This window comes from Bacillus sp. MUM 13, from assembly GCF_001866725.1.
GTDB lineage: Bacteria > Bacillota > Bacilli > Bacillales > DSM-1321 > Peribacillus.
Map to the genome: position 1 here is coordinate 1 of NZ_MLYQ01000050.1, position 22,069 is coordinate 22,069.

Here is a 22,069-nt window from a genome sequence, read left to right on the forward strand (position 1 = left end):
AGCTGAGGAGGCTCACCGCTTGCGTGGAAAGCGAGCATCCTGAAGCGGAAATCAACCACTTGTTGAATACCAGCAAAGTTTAGAAAACAACTTTAATGAAAGAAACATCCACTTTATCGTCCTCACATGTTTACAATGATAAAAGAAAGCCAAAAAAGAGCTGCCGGCATGCCGGCAGCTCTTTCGTACTATTCATTAAGCAGAAGTTTTCTTTTCTTGGCCTTTAATTGTTGTACCATCTTTGAGAACAAGCTTCGGAGGCTCATTATCTGTGATGGTATCAGCCGTGATGATACACTTATCGATATCATCTCGTGAAGGGAGGTCAAACATCATGTCAAGCATGATTCCTTCAATGATTGAACGAAGACCGCGCGCGCCGGTTTTGCGCTCAATGGCTTTTTTGGAGATTTCAACAAGAGCTTCTCTTTCGAACTCAAGCTCAACATTATCAAGCTCCAGCATTTTTTGATATTGCTTAACAAGCGCATTTTTAGGCTTAGTAAGGATTTCAATTAATGCTGATTCATCCAATTGCTCAAGTGTAGCGATGACTGGCAGACGGCCGATGAACTCAGGAATCAGTCCAAAGCGAAGCAAGTCTTCAGGAAGAACTTTTGACAGCAATTCCTTTTCAAGTACATCGTCTTTCTTGACATCAGAGCCGAAGCCGATAACCTTTTGACCCAAACGGCGTTTAATGATCGGTTCGATACCATCGAATGCGCCGCCGCAGATGAACAGGATATTCGTTGTGTCGATCTGGATGAATTCCTGATGAGGATGCTTGCGCCCTCCTTGTGGCGGTACACTTGCAACCGTGCCTTCAAGAATTTTCAGCAATGCCTGCTGTACACCTTCACCTGATACGTCACGTGTAATGGAAGGGTTCTCAGACTTACGGGCCACTTTATCGATTTCATCGATATAAATGATTCCCTTTTCTGCTTTTTCCACATCATAATCTGCAGCCTGGATCAGCTTAAGCAGAATGTTTTCTACATCTTCGCCCACATATCCGGCTTCAGTCAATGAAGTGGCATCTGCAATTGCAAAAGGAACATTCAATAGACGCGCTAATGTTTGCGCAAGCAATGTTTTACCGCTTCCTGTCGGCCCGATAAGAGCAATGTTACTCTTCGCAAGCTCAACATCATCTACCTTGCTGTTGGAATTGATGCGCTTATAATGATTATAAACGGCAACAGCCAGTGACTTTTTCGCCTGCTCCTGACCGATGACATACTCGTCCAGAATTTCACGGATTTCCTGCGGTTTAGGGACATCCTTAAATTCCACTTCTTCTTCTGTGCCAAGCTCTTCTTCCACGATCTCCGTGCAAAGCTCGATGCACTCGTCACAAATATATACACCTGGACCTGCTACCAGTTTACGGACCTGTTCTTGGGTTTTACCGCAAAAAGAACACTTAAGCTGTCCTTTTTCATCATTAAATTTGAACATGAACTCTCACCCCTTTATATACTCTTCCAATCTATACTCAGTGAAGAATCCGGTATTGAACCATTCTCCATCAGCAAAAAGCATTTCGATCTGGCATACAAGAAATAATAAAAAAAGCATATGTACTTCCTGCGGCTTCAGAAACTTCAAAAAAACTATGCGCACGCCTCGGGACTTTGCGGCTTGCCTGCAAGATGCTTTCCATTTCTTATATGAATTGCATTTTACCATGTTCCGTGAAGTTTTGTAATTAAAATGCTTAGCCATGCAAGTTGTCCAATAAACAACAATTAAAACTCATAATATGTATTTTGCCCGATACCAGCATTCCCAAACCTTTTGAATGTAAAAAGTCAGGGTCTGTATATATATGTATATGCGGTATTAGAATTAATCTACACTGAAATCAAAAAAAAATCAATCAGTTACAGCAGATATCATCCTAATTATTATTCCCCATTATTCGCGTTTAACAAGGGAAAATGTCCAATATGTATAAAACAAGGCACGATTGCTCGCGCCCTGTCGAATCATCAGCACTCTAAAAGCAAAATTTGCTTCCGGAATGCCTCTGAAATTATGTTATTGAATTAAGCTTCAACTGTTTTGCTGTTTTCAACAAGGAAGTCGACTGCTTTTTTGATTTTAAGATCAGACTTAACACCGTCTAAGCTGCCAAGAGCTTTTTTGATGTCTTCAGCATTCATGTTATACATTTCAGCCATTTTGCTGATTTCTGCATCCACATCTTCGTCTGTTGCTTCAAGGTTTTCAGCTTCAGCGATCGCTTCAAGAGTAAGGCTTACGCGCACTTGATTTGATGCTTCGTCTTTCATTTGAGCTTTAAGAGCTTCTTCGTCCTGTCCAGAGAACTGGAAGTAAAGCTCCATGTTCATTCCTTGAGACTGAAGGCGCTGTTCGAAGTCACCAAGCATACGCTGTACTTCGTTTTCTACCATAACTTCAGGAATGTCGATTTCTGCAGCAGCTGCAGCTTTTTCGACAACTGCGTCACGGACAAAGTTTTCTTTTTCATGCATTTTGTCATGCTCAAGGTTTTTCTTTGTTTTTTCTTGAAGTTCAGCTAAAGTTTCAACTTCTTCGTCAACATCTTTAGCAAACTCGTCATCTAATTCAGGAAGCTGTTTTGTTTTGATTTCGTGAATTTTCACTTTGAATACTGCAGGCTTTCCAGCAAGCTCAGCTGCATGGTATTCTTCAGGGAAAGATACTTCGATATCTTTTTCAGCGCCTGTTTCAAGTCCGACAATCTGTTCTTCGAAGCCAGGGATGAAAGAGTTAGATCCAAGCTCTAGTGAATAGTTATCAGATGCTCCGCCTTCGAATGCTTCTCCATCAACGAAACCTTCGAAATCAAGAACGACAGTGTCGCCGTTTTCAGCAGGCTGTCCTGCTTCTTTAACAACAAGCTCAGCTTGGCGCTCTTGAAGTGATTTGATTGCTTCCTCTACGTCAGCGTCTGTTACTTCAGAATTGAATGCATCTACTTCGATGCCTTTGTATTCTCCAAGCTTCACTTCTGGTCTTACAGTAACTGTAGCTTTGAAAATAAGGTCTTGTCCTTTTGCCATTTGTTCAACGTCAATTTGAGGACGGTCTACAGGGTAGATTCCAGCTTCTTCAACTGCGCTTGCATAAGCATCAGGAAGAATGAAATCAAGTGCATCATCAAATAATGATTCCACACCGAATCTTCTTTCGAACATCTGGCGAGGCATTTTACCTTTACGGAAACCAGGAACGTTAATTTGCTTTACAACTTTTTTGAAAGCAGCGTCCAAACCTTCAGTAACTTTTGCTGCTTCTACTTCAACCGTTAAAACTCCTTGGTTGCCTTCTTGCTTTTCCCATTTTACAGACATGTGTTTCCCTCCAAAAAATCTATATAATTCATGAATAAGCAATGGATGAATCTGCTTTGTATTCCCACAAGTCATCCTGCGGCCATTCCCCAAGATATCGGGAATTTGCCGTGTTTGGTGAATGCATATTACAACCACTACATTATAACACAGGTTCCTTTTGTTTCAACAGCAATAGCTTAAATAATAGGATAAGAAATTTCTTCAAACTCCTTTAAATCCTGAACTATTTTCATGACAGAATCAGCGTCTGCTCCGTATTTCCCGGCCGCTTCTTCTGCCGTACACTCACCGCTTTGGTATTCATCCCCGAGCACGTGATAGGCCGCTGCCCATGCCGGATAGTCTTGTTTTTCAGGCTCAAAAGGGTAAATCAGGAAATGATGCCTTTCAAAAAGGCTCAGAATCATTTCAGCCTGTGTCGGATTTTCCTGCCCCAGCACATCTTCAATCATGCCGGACACCGCTGTAAAAAATTCTCCTGTTTTTAATGGGGGCAGTTCTGCAGGCACAAGTTTTCTCCTTTTGGAAAACTTCACAATCTCAATTTCCCTGTCGTACTCCTGGTCCAAAAGAATGTTTATCAGCAGTGTTTTCAAGAAAGGGTGGCCTTCATCCGAGGCCAGATAATCCTTGATTTGCATGATAAATGGCCTCGCATTCATATCAGCGAGCTTTGAGATGCCTAGAAGGATTTCGCTCTCTGTTTTATCCTTGAAAAGCTCTTTCTCCTTCATTTCCACTTCAAAACGCTCCTGCTTTAAATCAGCCTGTTCCTGCTTTTCTTCAAGCACTCTTTTTGAAAATCCAAGCATTTTCTCGAAATGATCGATTTTATCAGCCGGCACCTGATCGTCATCGAGCAAGGCTTCAATGGTTGTGATCATTTCACGATGCTCGTTCAGCTGCAGCAGAACCATTAGATAAATGTTAACCACTTGAAAGTAATCCCCAATGCCTTTGCGAAGCAAATCATTGCACAGATCCCTTGCTTCACTGTAATATCCAAGCTCCACAAATGATACCACAAGGCCTACGGCTGATTCAGGATTTTCGCCATTCATTTCCCTCGCCTGACTAAATAGATTTGCAGCCTCCTTAAAATCCCTGGATGAAAGCAAATCAAGCCCTTTTTGGACAAGACGTTCCTCCAGATTAGGAAATGGGATGACTTTTTTTTCTGATGCTGTTTTTTTATCTCCGCTCATTTGTAACTCCGCCCTGTCATTTAGCTTAATGAAAATCAGTGTAGCATGAAATGTCTGGAAATACAAAGACGTCCGCTTCAGGATGCTCGCTCCAAACAGTGGTGTGCCATTAACAAAAAAGAATGGTGAACATAAAAAAATCCGTGTCTATTCCAAAAACACGGAATATGCACGGCTTTTTCAGTTGAGTGTACCAGAGTTATAAAAAATCGATTAGCAGCAGACTCAGCGATATAAGAGGATTTTGGTTCTGTATGTGCAGACACTATATTATATAGAAGAAACCGCACTTTTTTTGTTTTCAAAATCACTGATTTTACCTTCATATTGAAGAGTAATGGATATTTCATCCCAGCCGTTTACCAGCATTTCTTTCCAGTATGGATGTATATCAAATGAAGCATGAAATCCCGAGCCGTCACTTACCTCTTGCTTAGGAAGATCGACAGTAATTTCAAACTCTCCCTGATTTCCTTTCCTCATTAATTCCTCCACATCCTGCTTATCGAGCTGAATGGGAAGCAAGCCATTTTTCAGGCAGTTTCCGTAAAAGATGTCCGCAAAGGACGGGGCAATCACAATATCGAATCCATAATCCTTAAGAGACCACGGAGCATGTTCCCTTGAGGAGCCGCAGCCAAAATTATCCCCTGCAAGCAGGATGCTGGCTCCTTTGAAGGCAGGATGATTTAACTCAAAGTCATCCTTCACTCTGCCTTTTTCATCAAAGCGCCAATTATAAAAAAGGAATTCCCCGAAGCCTGTACGTTCAATTCTTTTTAAAAATTGCTTTGGAATGATTTGATCTGTATCCACGTTTTCCCTGTCCAGCACGGCAGCTTTTCCTTTATAAGTTGTAATCGGGTTCATCTTCTGCACCTCCAGCCTTGTTTTTAAAAAGTATTTTCACTTTCCGCTAATGAACGGTCCTGATTCCGTATATCCACAAACCTTCCATGAAGAGCGGCATTGGCCGCCATTACAGGGCTGACGAGATGGGTTCTTGCTCCTGCTCCCTGCCTGCCTTCAAAATTCCGGTTGGAGGTTGACGCACAATGCTCCCCAGGAGGGACCACATCAGGATTCATGCTCAAACACATGCTGCACCCGGATTCTCTCCATTCAAATCCCGCCTCCTTAAAGATGATATCCAGGCCCTCTTCTTCCGCTTGTTTTTTCACAGCTTGAGACCCTGGAACCACCATTGCCCGCACTCCTTCATGCACCTTTTTACCGGCTGCTGCTTCAGCTGCGCTTCTCAGATCCTCGATCCTCGAGTTTGTGCATGATCCGATAAAAACATGCTGCACAGGAATGTCGGTGATTTTCATCCCTTCTTTAAGATCCATATATGCCAAGGCGCCCTGAAGAGCTTTGGCACTGATGCCCCGGGTTTCACCTGCAGGGATTCTTCCATCCACAGGGCTCGCCATTCCCGGGTTCGTCCCCCAGCTCACCATCGGAGCAATCTGGGAGCCATCAATGATCAGCTCGCTGTCATACTTTGCATCCTCATCACTGCCAAGCTTTCTCCATTCATCTTCACATTTTTGAAATTCAGCGCCAGAAGGCACATATTTCCTTCCCCGCAAATAGGAAAAAGTAGTCTCATCAGGACTGACAAGCCCTGCCCTCGCTCCTCCTTCAATGGTCATATTGCATACCGTCATTCTTTCTTCCATAGACATGCTCCGGATCACTTCTCCGCAATATTCGATAATATGGCCTGTTCCAAAATGGACTCCATTTGATGAGATAATATGCAAAATAACATCCTTTGCCGTTACACCTTTTCCTAATTTTCCGTTTATCTCGATTTTCATTGTTTTAGGCTTTGTCTGCCAAAGGGTCTGCGTGGCAAGGACATGCTCCACCTCACTTGTACCGATTCCAAAGGCAATCGCACCAAAGGCTCCATGTGTAGAGGTGTGGCTGTCGCCGCAAACGATGGTCATTCCTGGCTGTGTCAATCCAAGCTCAGGCCCAATGACATGGACAATGCCCTGATCCGGGGAATCCAAATCCTCAAGCCTAATGGAAAACTCCCTGCAATTGCTGTCGAGCGCTGCCAGCTGCTTTCCGGCTATTTCATCTGTTATGGAGTGCCTTGCAACTGTCGGCACATTGTGGTCCATCGTGGCAAAGGTTTTATCCGGCCTCCTCACGCTCCTGCCCTTCATTCTTAACCCTTCAAAAGCCTGGGGAGAAGTAACTTCATGTATATAATGCAAATCTATATACAATAAATCCGGTTTGCCCTCTTCTTCATGAACCACATGGCGCTCCCAGACTTTTTCAATGACCGACTTTCCCATCTCTATTCCTCCATTCTTTTTAGCAGCCTGTAACATGCGGCTATAAAAAAACACGGCCTGCACATATTTGGCCGTGTTCCGTTTTCGGTGGTTCCAGAAACTCGCAATTACTTACCTGCAGTTAGGCGTACGCGCCCATAATATTTGCAATGGCCTCCTGGTCAAGCAGGGATGTTTTAATTTCAGCAATCATTTCCCGTGTTCCAAGGGTTTCCTTTCCCCGATGGGCGAGATCTGCTGTCCTGCTGCCATTTTCGAGCACATCGCTGACGGCCTTTTCAATCGCCAGTGCTTCTTCCTCAAGCCCGAATGACAAGCGGAGCATGGAGGCTGCAGACAGGATCATGCCAAGCGGATTTGCTGTGTTTTTTCCTGCTATGTCGGGTGCAGATCCATGGATAGGTTCATATAGATGCGGACCGCTTGCTGAAATGGATGCAGATGGAAGCATGCCGAGCGAACCAGTCAGAACAGAGGCCTCATCGCTTAAAATATCCCCAAACATATTTTCCGTGACCACCACATCGAATTGCTTCGGATTCTTGATGAGCTGCATGGCCGCATTATCGACAAGCATATGTGTAAGTTCAATATCAGGATATCTTTTTGCAACCTCCTCTGCCGTTTCCCTCCAGACTCTGCTTGACTCAAGCACATTGGCTTTATCTACGGAAGTGACCTTTTTATTTCTTTTTCCGGCAATCTCGAAGGAAAGCTCAATGATTCTCTCAATCTCTTCTTTTTTATAAAATAATGTATCTACAACTGCTTCTTTACCTTCATATGTCGTCCGCTCACTCGGTTTGCCAAAATAAAGCCCGCCGGTCAGCTCCCTTACTATCAATAAATCTGTTCCTTCTATAACCTCTTTTTTTAATGGTGAAGATTCCGATAAACTGGAATGGAGACTGACCGGCCTTAAGTTTGCATAAAGCTGCAAATCATTGCGGATTTTCAGAAGGCCCCGTTCCGGGCGGAGATGGGGAGGCTGCTCATCCCACTTTGGCCCCCCGACAGCTCCTAATAGAACAGCATCACTGCTTCTGCAAAGCTCCACTGTTTCCTCAGGGAGAGGATTTCCGGTATTGTCGATGGCAGCTCCGCCAATCTCGCCGTATTGAAAGTGAAAATGATGTCCAAACCTTTGTGCCGCGGCCTGCAGAATTTCCACTGCACCTTGTGCTACTTCCGCTCCAATTCCATCTCCAGGCAAAACTGCAATCTTCCTTATCATCGAAATCTCCCCTTTCAGTCCTGCATCATTGTGCGATTTTTTCTTTCTCACCGAGGTAAATCACCCGATTGACGGCATTCAGATAGGCTTTTGCCGATGCTTCCAGAACATCCTGATGCAGGCCGCGCCCGCTCGTTTCATGGTCTTGATAGCGGATTTTCACATACACCTGTGCAAGGGCATCCCTTCCTGCGCCAACCGATTGAATCCGGTAGTCCAGTAAATTGATTTCAGTATCCATGCATCTTTCCAGCGTGTTGTATAGCGCCTCAACACTTCCTGCACCTGTAGCGGCTTCCTGGATCACTTCATGATTCCCATTTCTCAAAGCTACAGTGGCTGTCGGAACCTGATTGGTTCCATACGTGATTTGAAGGGAATTCAGCTGATAAAATGAATTCTCCTTTGATAGTTTTTCATCAAGCACAAGAGCTGCCAGATCTTCATCAGCAATCTCTTTTTTCTTATCAGCCAGCTCTTTAAATTGGACGAATAAACGATTCAGTTCTTCACCTTCTACTGACAGTCCCAGCTCATCCAGTCTGCTTTTAAAGGCATGCCGTCCTGAGTGTTTTCCGAGAACGAGAGAATTGTCTGAAATACCGACAAGCTCCGGAGATATAATTTCATAGGTTGTTTTTTCTTTTAGTACGCCGTCCTGATGGATGCCAGATTCATGGGCAAACGCATTGCGGCCAACCACTGCTTTATTGGGTGGTATTGGCATACCGGTTAATTTGCTTACCAAATCACTTGTTCTCTTAATCTCTCCGAGTGCAAGGCCGGTATATGCCTGATAATGATCAGCTCTTGTATGAAGTGCCACGCTAAGCTCTTCAAGCGCCGCATTTCCGGCTCTTTCCCCGATTCCATTAATCGTTCCCTCAATCTGCGATGCTCCTGCTTCAATAGCCGCAAGCGAGTTGGCAATGGCCATCCCGAGATCATCATGGCAGTGAGCTGACAAATGGACCTTATCAATAGAAGGAACATGCTTTTTCAGATAGCGGAATATTTCAGCATATTCTAATGGGGTGGTGTACCCTACCGTGTCTGGAATATTAATGACCTTCGCCCCTGCCCGGATCACCTTTTCAACAATCTCAGCCAGATAATCAAGCTCAGTCCGGCTCGCATCCTCCGCAGACCACTGTACAACAGGGAACCGTTCTGCCCCGTACTTCACTGTTTGTACGGCATTTTCAATAATTTCTTCTTTTGTCATTTTTAACTTATACTGCCTGTGGATCGGCGATGTGGCGATAAAAACATGCAGCCTTGGTTCAGCTCCAGCTTTCAGCGCCTCCCATGCCGCATCGATGTCCCTCTGGACTGACCGCGCAAGTCCTGTCACAGAGCTGTCTCTAATGAGAGAGGCAATTTCCTTTACAGACCGGAAATCTCCTTGTGAGGCCGCCGGGAATCCTGCTTCGATAATATCTGCACCAAGCTTTTCAAGCTGGCGTGCGATTTCAATCTTCTCGGAAAAATTCAAGTTTACGCCTGCCGATTGCTCACCGTCTCTAAGGGTCGTGTCGAATATATTAATTTTTCGCAAAGGCAGCCACTTCTTTCTTTTGTTGCTGTTTGACAAAAGGCATCATTTTTCTTAATTCCCGCCCGACTGTTTCAATTTGATGCTCATTTTCCCTTCTGTTAACGGCATTGAAGACCGGCCTGTTTGCCTGGTTCTCAAGAATCCAGCCTTTGGCAAATTCCCCTTCCTGAATATCCTTTAGAACCTTTTTCATTTCCCCTTTGACCCTTTCATCCACAATTCTCGGACCGGAAACAAAATCCCCCCACTGTGCAGTGTCGGAAATGGAATAGCGCATGTTTTCAAGGCCGCCTTCATACATCAAATCCACAATTAATTTCAGCTCATGCAAACATTCGAAATAGGCGACTTCCGGCTGATATCCAGCTTCTGTCAGGGTTTCGAATCCTGCTTTTACAAGAGATGTCAATCCTCCGCACAATACTGCCTGCTCACCGAACAAATCGGTTTCTGTTTCCTCTTGGAAAGTCGTTTCAAGTACTCCTGCCCTTAAAGCACCGATTCCTTTGGCGTACGCAAGAGCCAGCTCCTTCGCTTCGCCGCTCACATCCTGGTGGATGGCAAATAATGCAGGTACGCCTGCTTCTTGTTCAAATGTGCGGCGGACGAGATGCCCCGGTCCCTTCGGCGCAACCAATAAAACATCCGCATCTGCAGGAGGCACGATTTGATTGAAATGAATATTAAAGCCATGTGCGAACATCAGCGCCTGGCCTGCTCTCAATACAGGCTGAATTTCTTCACTGTACACTTTCGGCTGCTGCTCATCAGGCAGCAAAATCATGATTACATCTGCCCTGCTGCTGGCTTCACCAACTGAGTAAACCGGAAAACCGTCATTTTCTGCCTTATCCCAGGACTTCCCTCTTCTTAGGCCGATTACAACCTCTGCACCACTGTCTCTGAGGTTCTGTGCATGTGCATGCCCTTGAGATCCATATCCGATTACTGCAACCCTTTTATTTGCTAAATATGACTCATTTCCATCTCCATTGTAATAAACCTTTGCCATTTCTAAGCATCTCCCTTTTTATATGATTATTTGCCCTGTTAATTTTGCACGCTGTTTTTTGTCCAAAATTAACAATGAGCATTTTAAGACCATTTTTTAAAACAGCATATTAAACAATATTCAGGCTCTTGCTTTCACTGCTTTTTTGCATGCCCCTTGGAAAGGCTGTGGTGCCTGTTCTGGCTAGCTCTTTTATTCCAAAAGGCTTGAGCAGCTCGATAAATGCCTCAACTTTGGAGGATTCACCTGTAATCTGGATCGTGAGGCTGTCCCTGCCCACATCAATCACTGAACCCCTGAAAGGATCAATAACTGAAAAAATTTCGGAACGCGTTGCAGGATTCACGCCTACTTTAATCAATGCCAGCTCCCTTGCGACAATGGCCTGTGAGCTTATGTCTATTACCTTCAAGATATCGATTTGCTTATTCAGCTGTTTGGTCATTTGTTCAATCACCGTTTCATCCTCTACATGCACGACGACGGTAATCCTTGAAACTCCTTCCTGCTCGGATGCGCCGACTGTAATGCTTTCGATGTTATAATTTCGTTTGGAAAATAAATTCGTAACCCTATTCAGTACTCCAGGTCTATTATTGACAGTCAGTATTAAAATTCCCTTCATCCTTCTACACCCTCCATTTGATCAAGCCCTTTGCCTGGCGCAACCATTGGATATACATTTTCATCCTGCTCCACCTGCATGTCGATCAGCACCGGTCCATTTGCAGCAAGCGCCTTGCTGAGGCAATCGGCTGCTTCTTCCTCCGTACATGCCCTGTATCCCTGAATGCCGTATGCATCTGCCAGCTTCACGAAATCGGGCTGTGTCGGAAATTTGCTGTGCGAATATCTTCCTTCATAAAAGATTTCCTGCCATTGGCGCACCATGCCTAGGGAACGGTTATTCAGCACAATGATTTTGACCGGCAAATTCATCTCCGCAATGAGTGATAGTTCTTGGGACGTCATTTGAAAACCGCCATCACCTGAAATGGAAACGACAATGCTTTCCGGTTCAGCAATTTGGGCCCCAATCGCTGCCGGGAGTCCAAATCCCATCGTCCCAAGCCCGCCGGAAGTGACCCAGGCATGAGGCTTATTGAAAGGATAGTACTGTGCAGCCCACATCTGATGCTGACCTACATCCGTCACTACTATGGCTTCGCCTTCTGTTTTTTCATGAATAAGCTGGATCGCTTTTTGAGGCTTTAAATTGCCTGTATCATTTTTATATGTGAATGGAAATTCCTTTTTCCAGCTATGCAGCTGCTGCAGCCACTCTGCGGCTTCCGGTTTCCTGCCATTTTGCTGGATCAGCTCTGTCAGAGCGTTTTTTGCATCTGCCACTACAGGGATCTTGGTAGGGACATTTTTTCCGATTTCCGCTGGATCGATATCAATATGGGCCACCTCGGCATGCGGAGCAAAAGCTGCCAGGTTCCCGGTCAGGCGGTCATCGAATCTTGCCCCGATATTAATGAGCAGATCACACGTGGATAAGGCCATATTTGCGGCATATATCCCGTGCATGCCGCCCATCCCGATAAAGAGCTCATGATTGGCTGGAAATCCTCCGAGGCCAAGCAGTGTGTGAACCACCGGAATTCCCTGCTGCTCGGCATACTCCTTCAGCTCGCATGTTGCCTTACTGTGAAGAATGCCGGCTCCCGCCAGGATCAATGGCTTCTTCGCGCCGCTTACTGCTTCAACAAGCTTTCTGATTTGAAGGAAATTCGGTTTAACTGAAGGCTGATAGCCGGGTAAATCCATTTCCTGATCTTCAGGTGCTTCAGCGGCAAATGCCGCGACATCCTTCGGGATATCAATCAGCACCGGTCCAGGCCGGCCTGTTTGAGCAATGTGAAAAGCCTCTTTGATGATTCTTGGAAGGTCAGCAGGATTCCGCACCTGGTAGTTATGCTTGGTGATCGGTGTAGTGATGCCAAGCACATCCGCCTCTTGAAAAGCATCAGAACCAATAACCGTCGTTGCAACCTGTCCCGTAAATGCAACAATCGGCAAAGAGTCAATCATGGCATCAGCAAGCCCCGTAACAATATTAGTAGCCCCAGGCCCAGAGGTTGCAATAACCACCCCAGGTTTCCCTGTAATACGTGCATAACCCTCAGCTGCATGAATGGACCCCTGCTCATGGCGGGTTAAAATGTGGAAAAGTCCTGAATCATAGAGTTTGTCATAGATCGGCAGAACAGCTCCGCCCGGATAGCCGAAAATAACTTCCACATTCTCCTTTTTCAATGCGTCAATCATTAATTCGGCCCCGCTTTTTTTCACCGGTACATCTTTCTTTTCAGCCACCACTGCTTTTTCCATCATTTTCTATGATTCCCTCCACTTCTTTAATCTCTGAAATTATATTACAGAAAATTCAGTAAATATTTCCGCGCGCAGAAAAGCCTCTTCACCACAATAGACTTGCTCTGCAAGAATAAAGGGGTGAAAAGGCTATATGTCCATTCCACGGTACCACCCTTTTTCGCACTACAATCATGCGCACTTTGAGCAGGCTTCACTGCTCTGTTTTGGTAACGGGTACTGGTATGCACCCGTCCAGCTCTACTGGTCGCCGTTCAAGCTGAAGCTCAAAGGTGAGTTCATGCATTGGAGCATTGCCGGCTTCCAGCTACCCGGCTCTCTGTAAAATGCTTTGCCAATGACTACTTTTCCTTTTCAACGCTATTGGTTATGAAATTTGTAGACAAAAACTTTAATAAACAGATTTTACTTAATGGCAAAAAGCTTTAAACCATTAAAGCAATTAAAAAATACCATGCCGCCAAATGCCAGGCATTTGCATCTTTTTACTTTTATCTGCTGTGTTTTTGTCCTTGTTATTTGTGGATTATAATACGCCCATTTTTTTCGCCAGTCAATACATTTTCAAGAATTTTTTGACTATTCAAATTGATTAGATAATTTGTATCCGCTTACAATGGCAGTCCATTAAGATTTTCAGCCATTTAAATTTTTTTATAAATTTTTCATGGAAAGCGGCTGCAAACTCCCGCTTGCCGTGCAGACATATTCTGCAAACAAGTTGACATAATGTGCACAGAGAGCGGAAACTTCCCGATTTATGGCTCTTCCGCTCTTAACCAGTTTTAACTTTATATACGGCATAGCTGATTAACACTGTAAGGATAGAAAAGAGAATAGCGGCACTTGAGAAGGAAAGCAGATAGGCATTATATTTTGCAATACTCATCACAGCAGGGAGTGTATTATAGTTAAAAATGGCGCTTGCAGCATTAAACAAAACAAGCAGACCAAACAATACCACAAGCCCCCTCCATGCACCCTTCATATCTTCCGTGCTCAATGCGATATGTGAAGATATGCACATTGATAAATACAAAAACAGCCAGAATGACGGCCTAAGCAAATTTCCCACGGTAAAGATTTGTTTCAGCAGGACCATCATTGATTCAAAGGTATTTTTAACCATGTCTTCAGCACTAGAATAGCCCCGCATCCCTGTCTCGGCACCTGATATAAACGCATGATAAGAATGAGGCAGCAGCACATGCATGCCGAGGATCAGGGATGCAATCCCCATAAGTACTGGAGCTATCCCAATAAAAAAGTTGCCCGCACTTTGATACACGCTTCCCCGATTGTATTCATGGCTCACATATCCCAAAACACCATCAGGACTGTTCCATTGAAAAAACTTAATCTCTCTGATTCTGTGCAAAAAAAGAACACACATCAAAGCATGGCCAAGCTCGTGAATCGGTGTTCCGAGCCATGCTGTAAAAAGAATGCCCCTAGGGCCGAACGCCCGATATAAAAACGTATTGGACAGCCTCTCAAGGAAAGCGAGCACAAATCCGACAGCCAATAACCCCCCTAACAAATACAGCATTTCCCGCACACTAATCATCAAGAGTTCCCATAAAAAATGAATGGCCGTCCTCCTCCTTTCCATCTTGGTTTCGAAGCTGCTTCCTTAGTCCTAATATAGACAAATACGCTCATTTTAAAGCGGAATAAGATAAATCCCTTTTGTGATTTCTAAATGATATTCACAGCAGCAGAACCACCTTCATCGTATACGAAAGTTAGATTCCCGGCCAAGGATTGATGCTTTCCAATTTTCCGTTTGAATGGCTGTATCAGCTAAATATCGACGGGGACTAATGAACTTATGAAGTCATTTCGTTTAAACAACAACACGTTTGCATTTTTTGTATAAACTAAATACTCTCCATGGTAAAATAGTCAAATAATATCGAAATATCAGAACTAGTCCAAGGAGGAATCTTTGATGAAAAATATAAATAGTAAAATTGCGTTCCTTTTTTCAATTTTACTGGTCTTTTCTTTAGTTTTAGTCGGAATCTTAACTTATCAAAAGATAGTGGTTACAGGCAGCTTAGAAAAAAGAGAAGAACTATTGACAGCTACTGTTTTTGAACTATCCAAAAAGGGTTACACCAAGGATGATATTGTTAAAGTTAATATTGTATATGACTATTTTACGGGTGGAGTTACACCTTACGAAGCTGTCGTAAGATTTAAAAGAGATCCACAAAATATATACTATTACGGATGGGAAGATGTTAAGAAAAAAGCTGTTGTTTTCGACGGCAAGAATTCTTTTTAAAGGGAAGGCTACGTTAAGCATATGTGTTAATTCCCGATGAACAAAAGAGTGATAGAATAAATCACAAGCAAGAGAAACTACGAGAGGCAGCTAATCTTATGCAGAGAAAAAATACTCCCAAAAAAATACATATTATAGGCTCTGTCGGAAGCGGCAAAACAACTTTGGCAAGAGAGCTGTCTTTATTGCTGAACATTCCATACTATGAGCTGGATAACGTTGTCTGGAAAAGATATAAAACAGGCGATATTAGGAGAACCGAAACAGAAAGAGATACATATTTGACCTCTATTGTTCATACTGAATCATGGATCATTGAAGGTGTGCATAATGAGGATTGGGTATCTCCCAGTTTTCAAAATGCCCAATTAATTATTTTCCTGGATACGAAGAATTCAGCCAGAATCTATAGGATTATCAAAAGATTTGTGTTTCAAAAGTTAGGAATTGAGAAGTCAAATTATACTCCCACATTTAAAATATTCCTTAAAATGTTTAAATGGAATAGGCATTTTGAACAAGTGGGCAAACCTGATTTTTTCAATAAATATGGACAGTACAATGATAAGTTTATAATAATAAATCATAAAAAATCTTTAAAAAACTTCCTTATCTTAAAGAGTTAAAGATTTCTCGTAGGATAATGTTTATTCTTCATCCTTTTTGAAATCTCAAACGTTAATTGTGGAAGTACCTAATATATCAATCTCTTTAATAGGTAGTACTGCTGATTTTCTTTATCAGGGAATTCATCAATTATACCAACAACATCATAACCATTTTTTTGATAGAATTTGGGGGCTTGGAAGCTAAATGTATCCAGCTGTATTAGTTTGCAATTATTATCTCTAGCGATTTTTTCTATACGGGTTAATAATTCTTTTCCATATCCTTTACCCCTAAGTGATTCATCAACCCATAAAGACTGAATGTGTAAGTTATACCAAAAAATTGTCCCTGTAATCCCCCCTAAGATTTCCTCTTCTTCTCCCCTGAGAATAAAGCTAATATTCTTGACTGGGTGTTTTATATCATCTGGAAGTTTAGATAGATTATGTTCTATTACTTTTTTACGAATATAGTCACTATCTTCTTGAATCCATTGCTGAGTAATGTTCATGTTTTCCCCCTTAAAAAACCTTAATTTCACTTTCATATTTTACCAGATTGTTTCCCATAAGATTAGTAAAGCAGCTGAAAGAAGGTGCACATGTATATGCCAAAAAAAGACTTTTATAACTCGTTTTTACAGCAGCGATATATAGTGAGATTGACCTTACAGGGGTTGTACTTTACACGCACTTTTTTGTAACACTGCCGTAATATTTGTAATATCACATAGAGCACACGATTTTCACATACCTTTTTAAACACATATAAAGCACGTTATTTTTGACTTTATATAACGAATGAAGGTTACCCTTAAACCATATAATGGAAGGTGTTTTGACAGCTATCTGCTCTCTTAGGTGTCATCTAATGACAGACTTTAAGAACTGATAAAGGAGTTAAATAATCGTATTTTAATCTTCCTTTAACATTAAAATCCACAAAATTCGATATAGTTAGATGACGAACCAATATAAGGAAAGAGGCGATATTTTTGAAGGAAGCAATTAGTACATACGATGATATATTAGTCATGTTAGATCATTTGCTAAAAGAGCAGTCAAAGTTCAACTGGGATCACTTTTATTCCGAAAGAGACAGAGGGGTCCCTTTTTTTGTTAACAGCCCTGACGAAAATTTAGTCAGTTATTTTGAAAATAAGATTTTAAGGCCAGGAAAAGTACTTGAATTGGGCTGTGGGCCTGGCAGAAATGCCATTTTTTTTGCTGAAATGGGCTGCAAGGTTGATGCAGTGGATCTTTCTCAAAAGTCACTTCAATGGGCCAGAGAAAGAGCAATAGAAAAAAACGCAAGTGTCAATTTTATGAATGAAAACATCTTTGAATTGGAGATAACAGAAGGCAAATATGACATTGTATATGATTCAGGGTGCTTTCATCATATTGCTCCACATAGAAGAATGAGTTACATTAACCTGGTACGCAAAGCATTAAAACCAGATGGCTTCTTTGCACTAACATGCTTTATTATAGGCGGGGAACATGGAGGAGCAGAAATTTCAGATTGGGATGTGTATAGATCGATGAGTTTAAAAGGCGGTCTGGGATATACGGAAGAAAAACTAAGGGGAATTTTTAAGGATTTTAATGAAATTGAAATAAGAAATATGCTTGAGTTAGATCCTGCCAATCATTTATTTGGTGTTAAAGGGTTATTAACGGCTTTATTTCAAAAATGATAACTATATTTCAGAGGAGCATCTCTAATGGTTTTAATGCGGTCGTTTAGAGACAGTCCTCCATTCAATAGCTGAAGGTTTGGAACGATACACTAACCTGCTCTCATGAAAAAGACACTCTTTTTCATGAGAGCAGAAAAGGAGGGCTTATGTCTGCTAATTATACTTTCAATGAAAATATAGAAGTATTAATGTTCTTGTTTGTAGGGTTCATAACCTGGTTACTATTATTAAGTTCTATGATATTTTTCTTCATAGCCATAAAGAAAAAATCCTGGAAAACAATGATGGTAAGTTCATTAATAATGATACCAAACATAGTATGGATACTTTCCGGGGAAGTCGAGAAAGTTATGTATTTGTATCTTCTATGGTTTGGATTACAGCTTTTCTTTTTATTTAAATTCAGAAGGGCTAAACATTCGTAATCATAACAAAAAGCTTCCGGACTTTTTATTGAGTTCCTTGACGTCATCACCACTTATCCAAGGGAGTGCAGCTGGTTCTTTAATGCACCTTGTGCCTTCACCAATGTATGTCTTCTAGTGACCGATTGTTGTTTCGGCCAATATAAAACATGTGATGTAGCGTCTGGCAACTGGTCCAATTGGTTTACCAATACTCTAGCTACGCACTCCGCATCCCAAAGCACTTTGCCAATCAAGGTTTGAAATTCATTTATTTTAAGGCACATACACAATAATTTCACCAATAGGGTATGTCCCCTTCCATCCACAAGGCCAACCTCCTTGCTTATAAACTTCAAAGATTTTTTCATAAAAATTATCTGTTTTCCCATTAACTAATCGATTTAATGCACACATTGTGAGGTCTCCCTCAACTTCCTCATTAATATCAATATAATCAAAAGGAAGAAAGTCATTCGAGTAATTGTCATGGTCACTAAAAAAATCATATAAATCATCTTGCTGAGTTACTAAATCCAAATCATATACCTTTTCAACAATACTTTCTGCTTCCTGTGATTTAACAAATTCCCATACAGTATCAACTTCATTTGAGTCCTGAGACCAGGCAAGGTTTTGGGCTTCATTGAAATCATTTATTACCTCTAAGTTATTTACATGAAAGTTATTCTTATTAAACAACTTATTATTACGAATAAAATCCATTACTTCTTCTACTAATTGAGTGTTTTCACCAAATTTCATTTAGATAACCACCTTTCCCATAACTCCTCGGTTGCTCCACCGCCTCTGTTCCAAACAGGCAGGTTTTTATTTTTACCACTTTTGTAAAATTCCTCGATATTATTTATTTTAGTCTTATATAACGGTAATCCATTTTCCACTCCCTTATTTAGCTTTTGTTGTAGTTCATATACTTGTTTTTCTAACACTGCTATATCTTGATTAACATCCATTTTATCAAGCTGTTTTCTTACAACATTGTTATAAACGCTATGAAAGCCTCGATGTCTAGATAGACTACTAACATCGTCAGAAGGTATAGGTAAAAATATACCGTTTGTAGAGTCATTCATTTCCATTCCAATTTTTTTTATAACTGGATGTTTATTTAATTGAGAAGGAATTATATGTTGTGCTTGATAACCTTTCCAACTTGTAGAGCGAGGTAACCCCATTGACTCTAGTAAGTTTTTACCTAATTTAGTTGGGTCTCCTGAGGTAGGGTTTCCAGGAGTACCTGGAATAAGTCTATTAGCATTATCTATACCCTCCCTACCACCACTCAACTCCTTATTAACCTGCTTCTGTTCCTTCTTCTTCGCAAGCTTCTCCCCAAGACCTTGCTTCACTTCACTGAGGGTTTTCGTTTCAACGGCTATACTTTAGGCTGAATAGGACCGTTCCCTGCCATTTTCAGTACTTTTGCGTCAACTGGGACATCGACTTTTCCGATTTGTTTGCCGATTTCCCTGATTGTGTTTTGGGCATTTTTTGCTGTGGCTTGGGCGTATTGTTTGCTGTAGGTGTTGAATGGGATGTTTGCGGGCTTTCCGCCGATGAATTTGCTTGCTGCCCCAAGTCCGAGCATGCTGAATGCCTGAATCAGGCTTTGCTGCTTTTGTTCTTCTGTCAGCTTGTTTCCTAAGAAGTCTCTTCCTGTGATGCCCTCTCCCATGCCTTTTTTAGTTTTCTGGAGAGCGGTAAAGTCTTTGGTGGTTTTATAGGCACCCAGGCATGATCGGAGGCAGTGAGTGCTTTGGCCGTTTTGTAGATGGTCCTTCCGCCCTTTGCGGCTCTTCGCCCCCGGGTGTCCTTACCAAATTATTTAAAATAAATAGCAATTTTCTAAGATAAAAGCAAAAAAGCACTTGTTGCCTTTAATTGACAATCAAGTGCTTTAAGTTCATCTATTTTTAAGTAGTATAAATTTATAAGTTTTGTAGTAACAGTATGACATTTTATATGTCGTAGCAAAACTACTACGTTAAAATTTACTAGTTTGTACGAGATCGTTTGTTTAGTATACAATCCCTACGTTAATATTGATCGTCCGATAAAATGTCATTTTGCCTAAGCTCGTACTTCATTTTCAAATCTATAATTGCAAACAGTACTCTATGATGGTATAACCGTCATAGAATACTATACTTTCAAATACCATATATTTTTTCTATCCACTTCACATATACTTTGTTTTCTATTCATAGTGTTAATGCTATATTAATCTCTCTTCCTTTTACTCATTATCATCATCAAACATTAAATTATCCATTTTTTCCCTATCTTTAGCAACTCCTTCTATCGTCCCAATTAAATTTTTTACCATTTCAAGTGTAATCTCTTCTTCATCTTCATAAATTTTGATATTTGCTCCCATTAGAAGCAATTCCTCAGCAGACGTCACTAAAAATTTTAATTCTTCTTCATCATAATAATCACATTCAATCACAGAGTTCCCCATACTGATATTTTGTTTTATGTCACTCATAGATTTAGATGTTTTTTTTCTTAAAAAGGGAATATATTTATTAGGATTCGAATCATTAAGAACTACTAAATTAATTGTGTCCATATCTATCATTCCTTCCGTAATAATTAAAATTCTATTATTTCTTTAATCGGTTTTCCAGGCAAACTATTTTTATAATTCCTTCCATGCCATCCATAAAAATGTTCTATATATGTTACAGGATATATAACTTCTCCTTTATCTGCTAAATGAGGGTATTTTGCAGCACTATACGTGTGATGCCCTTGTAACGTTTGTCCATTAAATTTAGCTCTCTTTTTATTTAAAATATCCTCTATTTGTTCATTAGACCAATTCCTAGTCGGTGTTTCTCCATTTAGAATTCTTATTCTTTCCTGTTTCCAGAATTCTACTACACCCTTATCCCTTCTTCTAGCAAATTTTTTATTCCAATTATAAGATTGATATTCCTCTTTTGTAATAGTTCTATTTTCTATTTTTAATTTTAATTCTTTCATCTTTATAGCACTAAGTTGCTTATATGAAACTGGATGTTTTCTTAAATCAAAATCTTTAACCCTCTCGGCTATAACTTCCTCTGCCTTTACAGTGTATACTTCACTAACTTCTTTGCTTGTTTCTTCCGCAACCTCACTTCCACCACTTAACTCCCTGTTTACCTTCTTCTTCGCCATCTTCTCCCCAAGACCCTGTTTCACTTCACTAAGGGTTTTGGTTTCAACAGCTAAGACTTTAGGCTGAATAGGACCGTTTCCTGCCATTTTCAGTACTTTTGCGCCCACTGGGACATCGATTTTGCCGATTTGTTTGCCGATTTCCCGGATGGTGTTTTGGGCATTTATTGCTGTGGCTTGGGCGTATTGTTTGCTGTAGGTGTTAAATGGGATGTTTGCTGGCTTTCCGCCGATGAATTTGCTGGCTGCCCCAAGTCCGAGTATGCTGAATGCCTGCATCAGGCTTTGCTGCTTTTGTTCTTCTGTCAGCTTGTTTCCTAAGAAGTCTCTGCCTGTGATGCCCTCTCCCATGCCATTGGCTGCGGCGAGTGCATAAAGGCCTTTTTCAGTTTTCTGGAGAGCGGCGAAGCCTTTGGTGGTTTTATAGGCATCAAGGGCATGATCGGCGGCGTTTAGGACTTTGGCCGTTCTGTAGATGGCCACTCCGCCCTTTGCTGCACGGCCTGCCCAGCCTACTACAGGGATGAATCCTGCTGCTGCCATGGCCGCGGCCGCAGCACGCTGCGCCGCGCTAAGCTTCTCATGTGTAACAGGATCGACACCTTCTGTTGCCCTGATAAAATCGTAATATCCGGTGATTTCACCGGTAAAGGTCTTCGCTGTGTCCCAGGCTTTTTCATACCATGGGCGATTCTCCTGTTCCTTGAGCTCTTTTGCCTGTTTCCTTGCTTTAGCCTGGTCCTTTTTAAATGTCAGATAATCGCTGTTCGCTTTTTTCACATCATCCATCAGCTTATACACGTCACTGTTTTTATAGGCCTTGCTGTCAAAGGACAGAGGAGAGATCTTGCCGCCTTGACT

The 22,069-nt window shown here is 41.7% G+C and carries 21 protein-coding genes, 1 pseudogene and 1 other annotated feature; of the genes and pseudogenes, 4 read left to right on the top strand and 18 right to left on the bottom strand.

Features of this window, described 5'->3' with window-relative positions:
• Positions 1–195 precede the first annotated feature (195 nt).
• The 11 genes from clpX to BIV59_RS14130 all read right to left on the bottom strand — a co-directional run bounded on the left by clpX (position 196) and on the right by BIV59_RS14130 (position 14,539).
• Positions 196–1,464: an ATP-dependent protease ATP-binding subunit ClpX gene (gene clpX, locus BIV59_RS14075; protein WP_071352107.1), complete on the bottom strand. Its 1,269-nt coding sequence runs from the start codon at positions 1,462–1,464 to the stop codon at positions 196–198.
• Positions 1,465–2,054: 590 nt separating this feature from the next.
• Entirely contained in the window at positions 2,055–3,347 is a 1,293-nt protein-coding gene (tig, locus tag BIV59_RS14085) for a trigger factor (protein ID WP_071352109.1), read from the bottom strand.
• 179 nt (positions 3,348–3,526) lie between these two features.
• On the bottom strand, positions 3,527–4,555 hold the full coding sequence (locus tag BIV59_RS14090) for a tetratricopeptide repeat protein (RefSeq protein ID WP_071352110.1): 1,029 nt from the start codon (positions 4,553–4,555) through the stop codon (positions 3,527–3,529).
• Positions 4,556–4,825: 270 nt separating this feature from the next.
• Positions 4,826–5,425 carry a 3-isopropylmalate dehydratase small subunit gene (leuD, locus tag BIV59_RS14095; protein ID WP_071352111.1) on the bottom strand — a complete coding sequence of 200 codons (600 nt, stop codon included), beginning with the start codon at positions 5,423–5,425 and terminating at the stop codon, positions 4,826–4,828.
• 23 nt (positions 5,426–5,448) lie between these two features.
• Positions 5,449–6,870 carry a 3-isopropylmalate dehydratase large subunit gene (leuC, locus tag BIV59_RS14100; RefSeq protein WP_071352112.1) on the bottom strand — a complete coding sequence of 474 codons (1,422 nt, stop codon included), beginning with the start codon at positions 6,868–6,870 and terminating at the stop codon, positions 5,449–5,451.
• Positions 6,871–6,991: 121 nt separating this feature from the next.
• Positions 6,992–8,104: a 3-isopropylmalate dehydrogenase gene (leuB, locus tag BIV59_RS14105; protein WP_071352128.1), complete on the bottom strand. Its 1,113-nt coding sequence runs from the start codon at positions 8,102–8,104 to the stop codon at positions 6,992–6,994.
• 25 nt (positions 8,105–8,129) lie between these two features.
• Positions 8,130–9,662: a 2-isopropylmalate synthase gene (locus BIV59_RS14110; RefSeq protein ID WP_071352113.1), complete on the bottom strand. Its 1,533-nt coding sequence runs from the start codon at positions 9,660–9,662 to the stop codon at positions 8,130–8,132.
• On the bottom strand, positions 9,649–10,674 hold the full coding sequence (gene ilvC, locus BIV59_RS14115) for a ketol-acid reductoisomerase (protein WP_071352114.1): 1,026 nt from the start codon (positions 10,672–10,674) through the stop codon (positions 9,649–9,651). The genes BIV59_RS14110 and ilvC overlap by 14 nt, the downstream gene beginning before the upstream one ends.
• A gap of 109 nt (positions 10,675–10,783) precedes the next feature.
• Positions 10,784–11,299 carry an acetolactate synthase small subunit gene (ilvN, locus tag BIV59_RS14120; protein ID WP_071352115.1) on the bottom strand — a complete coding sequence of 172 codons (516 nt, stop codon included), beginning with the start codon at positions 11,297–11,299 and terminating at the stop codon, positions 10,784–10,786.
• Positions 11,296–13,011 carry an acetolactate synthase large subunit gene (gene ilvB, locus BIV59_RS14125; protein ID WP_481747435.1) on the bottom strand — a complete coding sequence of 572 codons (1,716 nt, stop codon included), beginning with the start codon at positions 13,009–13,011 and terminating at the stop codon, positions 11,296–11,298. Before ilvB ends, ilvN begins: the two co-directional genes overlap by 4 nt.
• A gap of 116 nt (positions 13,012–13,127) precedes the next feature.
• Positions 13,128–13,381 (bottom strand) — a binding site (T-box leader).
• A 408-nt stretch (positions 13,382–13,789) separates the two neighbouring features.
• Positions 13,790–14,539, bottom strand: coding sequence for a hypothetical protein (locus BIV59_RS14130; RefSeq protein WP_240501909.1), 750 nt, complete (start codon positions 14,537–14,539; stop codon positions 13,790–13,792).
• Positions 14,540–14,965: 426 nt separating this feature from the next.
• Between BIV59_RS14130 and BIV59_RS14135 the strand changes: the two genes are divergently transcribed.
• Together BIV59_RS14135 and BIV59_RS14140 are read left to right on the top strand one after the other, a co-directional pair.
• Positions 14,966–15,304, top strand: coding sequence for a DUF3139 domain-containing protein (locus tag BIV59_RS14135; protein WP_071352118.1), 339 nt, complete (start codon positions 14,966–14,968; stop codon positions 15,302–15,304).
• Positions 15,305–15,402: 98 nt separating this feature from the next.
• Positions 15,403–15,930 carry a P-loop NTPase family protein gene (locus BIV59_RS14140; RefSeq protein ID WP_071352119.1) on the top strand — a complete coding sequence of 176 codons (528 nt, stop codon included), beginning with the start codon at positions 15,403–15,405 and terminating at the stop codon, positions 15,928–15,930.
• A 68-nt stretch (positions 15,931–15,998) separates the two neighbouring features.
• Here BIV59_RS14140 and BIV59_RS14145 read toward each other — a convergent pair whose 3' ends face one another.
• A complete protein-coding gene (locus tag BIV59_RS14145) occupies positions 15,999–16,424 on the bottom strand; it encodes a GNAT family N-acetyltransferase (RefSeq protein ID WP_071352120.1) in 426 nt (141 codons plus the stop codon).
• A 483-nt stretch (positions 16,425–16,907) separates the two neighbouring features.
• Between BIV59_RS14145 and BIV59_RS14150 the strand changes: the two genes are divergently transcribed.
• Both BIV59_RS14150 and BIV59_RS14155 read left to right on the top strand, forming a co-directional pair.
• Positions 16,908–17,612 (top strand): class I SAM-dependent methyltransferase, encoded by a 705-nt coding sequence (locus BIV59_RS14150; protein WP_071352121.1) that lies wholly within the window; start codon positions 16,908–16,910, stop codon positions 17,610–17,612.
• Positions 17,613–17,761: 149 nt separating this feature from the next.
• Positions 17,762–18,040: a hypothetical protein gene (locus tag BIV59_RS14155; RefSeq protein ID WP_071352122.1), complete on the top strand. Its 279-nt coding sequence runs from the start codon at positions 17,762–17,764 to the stop codon at positions 18,038–18,040.
• Positions 18,041–18,105: 65 nt separating this feature from the next.
• On the opposite strand, the pseudogene BIV59_RS24065 reads toward BIV59_RS14155, so the two are convergent.
• The 6 genes and pseudogenes from BIV59_RS24065 to BIV59_RS24075 all read right to left on the bottom strand — a co-directional run.
• Positions 18,106–18,258, bottom strand: a pseudogene (locus tag BIV59_RS24065) (IS110 family RNA-guided transposase); the annotation flags it as partial.
• Positions 18,259–18,295: 37 nt separating this feature from the next.
• The gene (locus tag BIV59_RS23690; RefSeq protein ID WP_071352124.1) at positions 18,296–18,784 is read right to left on the bottom strand and encodes a cytoplasmic protein; all 489 of its coding nucleotides are present in this window, start codon (positions 18,782–18,784) and stop codon (positions 18,296–18,298) included.
• Positions 18,781–19,329 (bottom strand): AHH domain-containing protein, encoded by a 549-nt coding sequence (locus BIV59_RS14170; protein WP_071352129.1) that lies wholly within the window; start codon positions 19,327–19,329, stop codon positions 18,781–18,783. Before BIV59_RS14170 ends, BIV59_RS23690 begins: the two co-directional genes overlap by 4 nt.
• Before the next feature lie 89 nt (positions 19,330–19,418).
• Positions 19,419–19,718 (bottom strand): hypothetical protein, encoded by a 300-nt coding sequence (locus tag BIV59_RS14175; protein WP_071352125.1) that lies wholly within the window; start codon positions 19,716–19,718, stop codon positions 19,419–19,421.
• Positions 19,719–20,279: 561 nt separating this feature from the next.
• Positions 20,280–20,615 (bottom strand): hypothetical protein, encoded by a 336-nt coding sequence (locus tag BIV59_RS14180; protein ID WP_071352126.1) that lies wholly within the window; start codon positions 20,613–20,615, stop codon positions 20,280–20,282.
• A 23-nt stretch (positions 20,616–20,638) separates the two neighbouring features.
• Positions 20,639–22,069: pre-toxin TG domain-containing protein (locus tag BIV59_RS24075; RefSeq protein ID WP_071352127.1), on the bottom strand; the 1,431-nt coding region annotated here is incomplete at its 5' end.

What these genes read in the sequence shown, in the direction of transcription:
- clpX (WP_071352107.1), bottom strand. Translation starts at nt 1,464, where the DNA reads ATGTTCAAATTTAATGATGAAAAAGGACAGCTTAAGTGTTCTTTTTGC.
- tig (WP_071352109.1), bottom strand. Translation starts at nt 3,347, where the DNA reads ATGTCTGTAAAATGGGAAAAGCAAGAAGGCAACCAAGGAGTTTTAACG.
- BIV59_RS14090 (WP_071352110.1), bottom strand. Translation starts at nt 4,555, where the DNA reads ATGAGCGGAGATAAAAAAACAGCATCAGAAAAAAAAGTCATCCCATTT.
- leuD (WP_071352111.1), bottom strand. Translation starts at nt 5,425, where the DNA reads ATGAACCCGATTACAACTTATAAAGGAAAAGCTGCCGTGCTGGACAGG.
- leuC (WP_071352112.1), bottom strand. Translation starts at nt 6,870, where the DNA reads ATGGGAAAGTCGGTCATTGAAAAAGTCTGGGAGCGCCATGTGGTTCAT.
- leuB (WP_071352128.1), bottom strand. Translation starts at nt 8,104, where the DNA reads ATGATAAGGAAGATTGCAGTTTTGCCTGGAGATGGAATTGGAGCGGAA.
- ilvC (WP_071352114.1), bottom strand. Translation starts at nt 10,674, where the DNA reads ATGGCAAAGGTTTATTACAATGGAGATGGAAATGAGTCATATTTAGCA.
- ilvN (WP_071352115.1), bottom strand. Translation starts at nt 11,299, where the DNA reads ATGAAGGGAATTTTAATACTGACTGTCAATAATAGACCTGGAGTACTG.
- ilvB (WP_481747435.1), bottom strand. Translation starts at nt 13,011, where the DNA reads ATGGAAAAAGCAGTGGTGGCTGAAAAGAAAGATGTACCGGTGAAAAAA.
- BIV59_RS14135 (WP_071352118.1), top strand. Translation starts at nt 14,966, where the DNA reads ATGAAAAATATAAATAGTAAAATTGCGTTCCTTTTTTCAATTTTACTG.
- BIV59_RS14140 (WP_071352119.1), top strand. Translation starts at nt 15,403, where the DNA reads ATGCAGAGAAAAAATACTCCCAAAAAAATACATATTATAGGCTCTGTC.
- BIV59_RS14145 (WP_071352120.1), bottom strand. Translation starts at nt 16,424, where the DNA reads ATGAACATTACTCAGCAATGGATTCAAGAAGATAGTGACTATATTCGT.
- BIV59_RS14155 (WP_071352122.1), top strand. Translation starts at nt 17,762, where the DNA reads ATGTCTGCTAATTATACTTTCAATGAAAATATAGAAGTATTAATGTTC.
- BIV59_RS23690 (WP_071352124.1), bottom strand. Translation starts at nt 18,784, where the DNA reads ATGAAATTTGGTGAAAACACTCAATTAGTAGAAGAAGTAATGGATTTT.
- BIV59_RS14175 (WP_071352125.1), bottom strand. Translation starts at nt 19,718, where the DNA reads ATGGGAGAGGGCATCACAGGAAGAGACTTCTTAGGAAACAAGCTGACA.
- BIV59_RS14180 (WP_071352126.1), bottom strand. Translation starts at nt 20,615, where the DNA reads ATGGACACAATTAATTTAGTAGTTCTTAATGATTCGAATCCTAATAAA.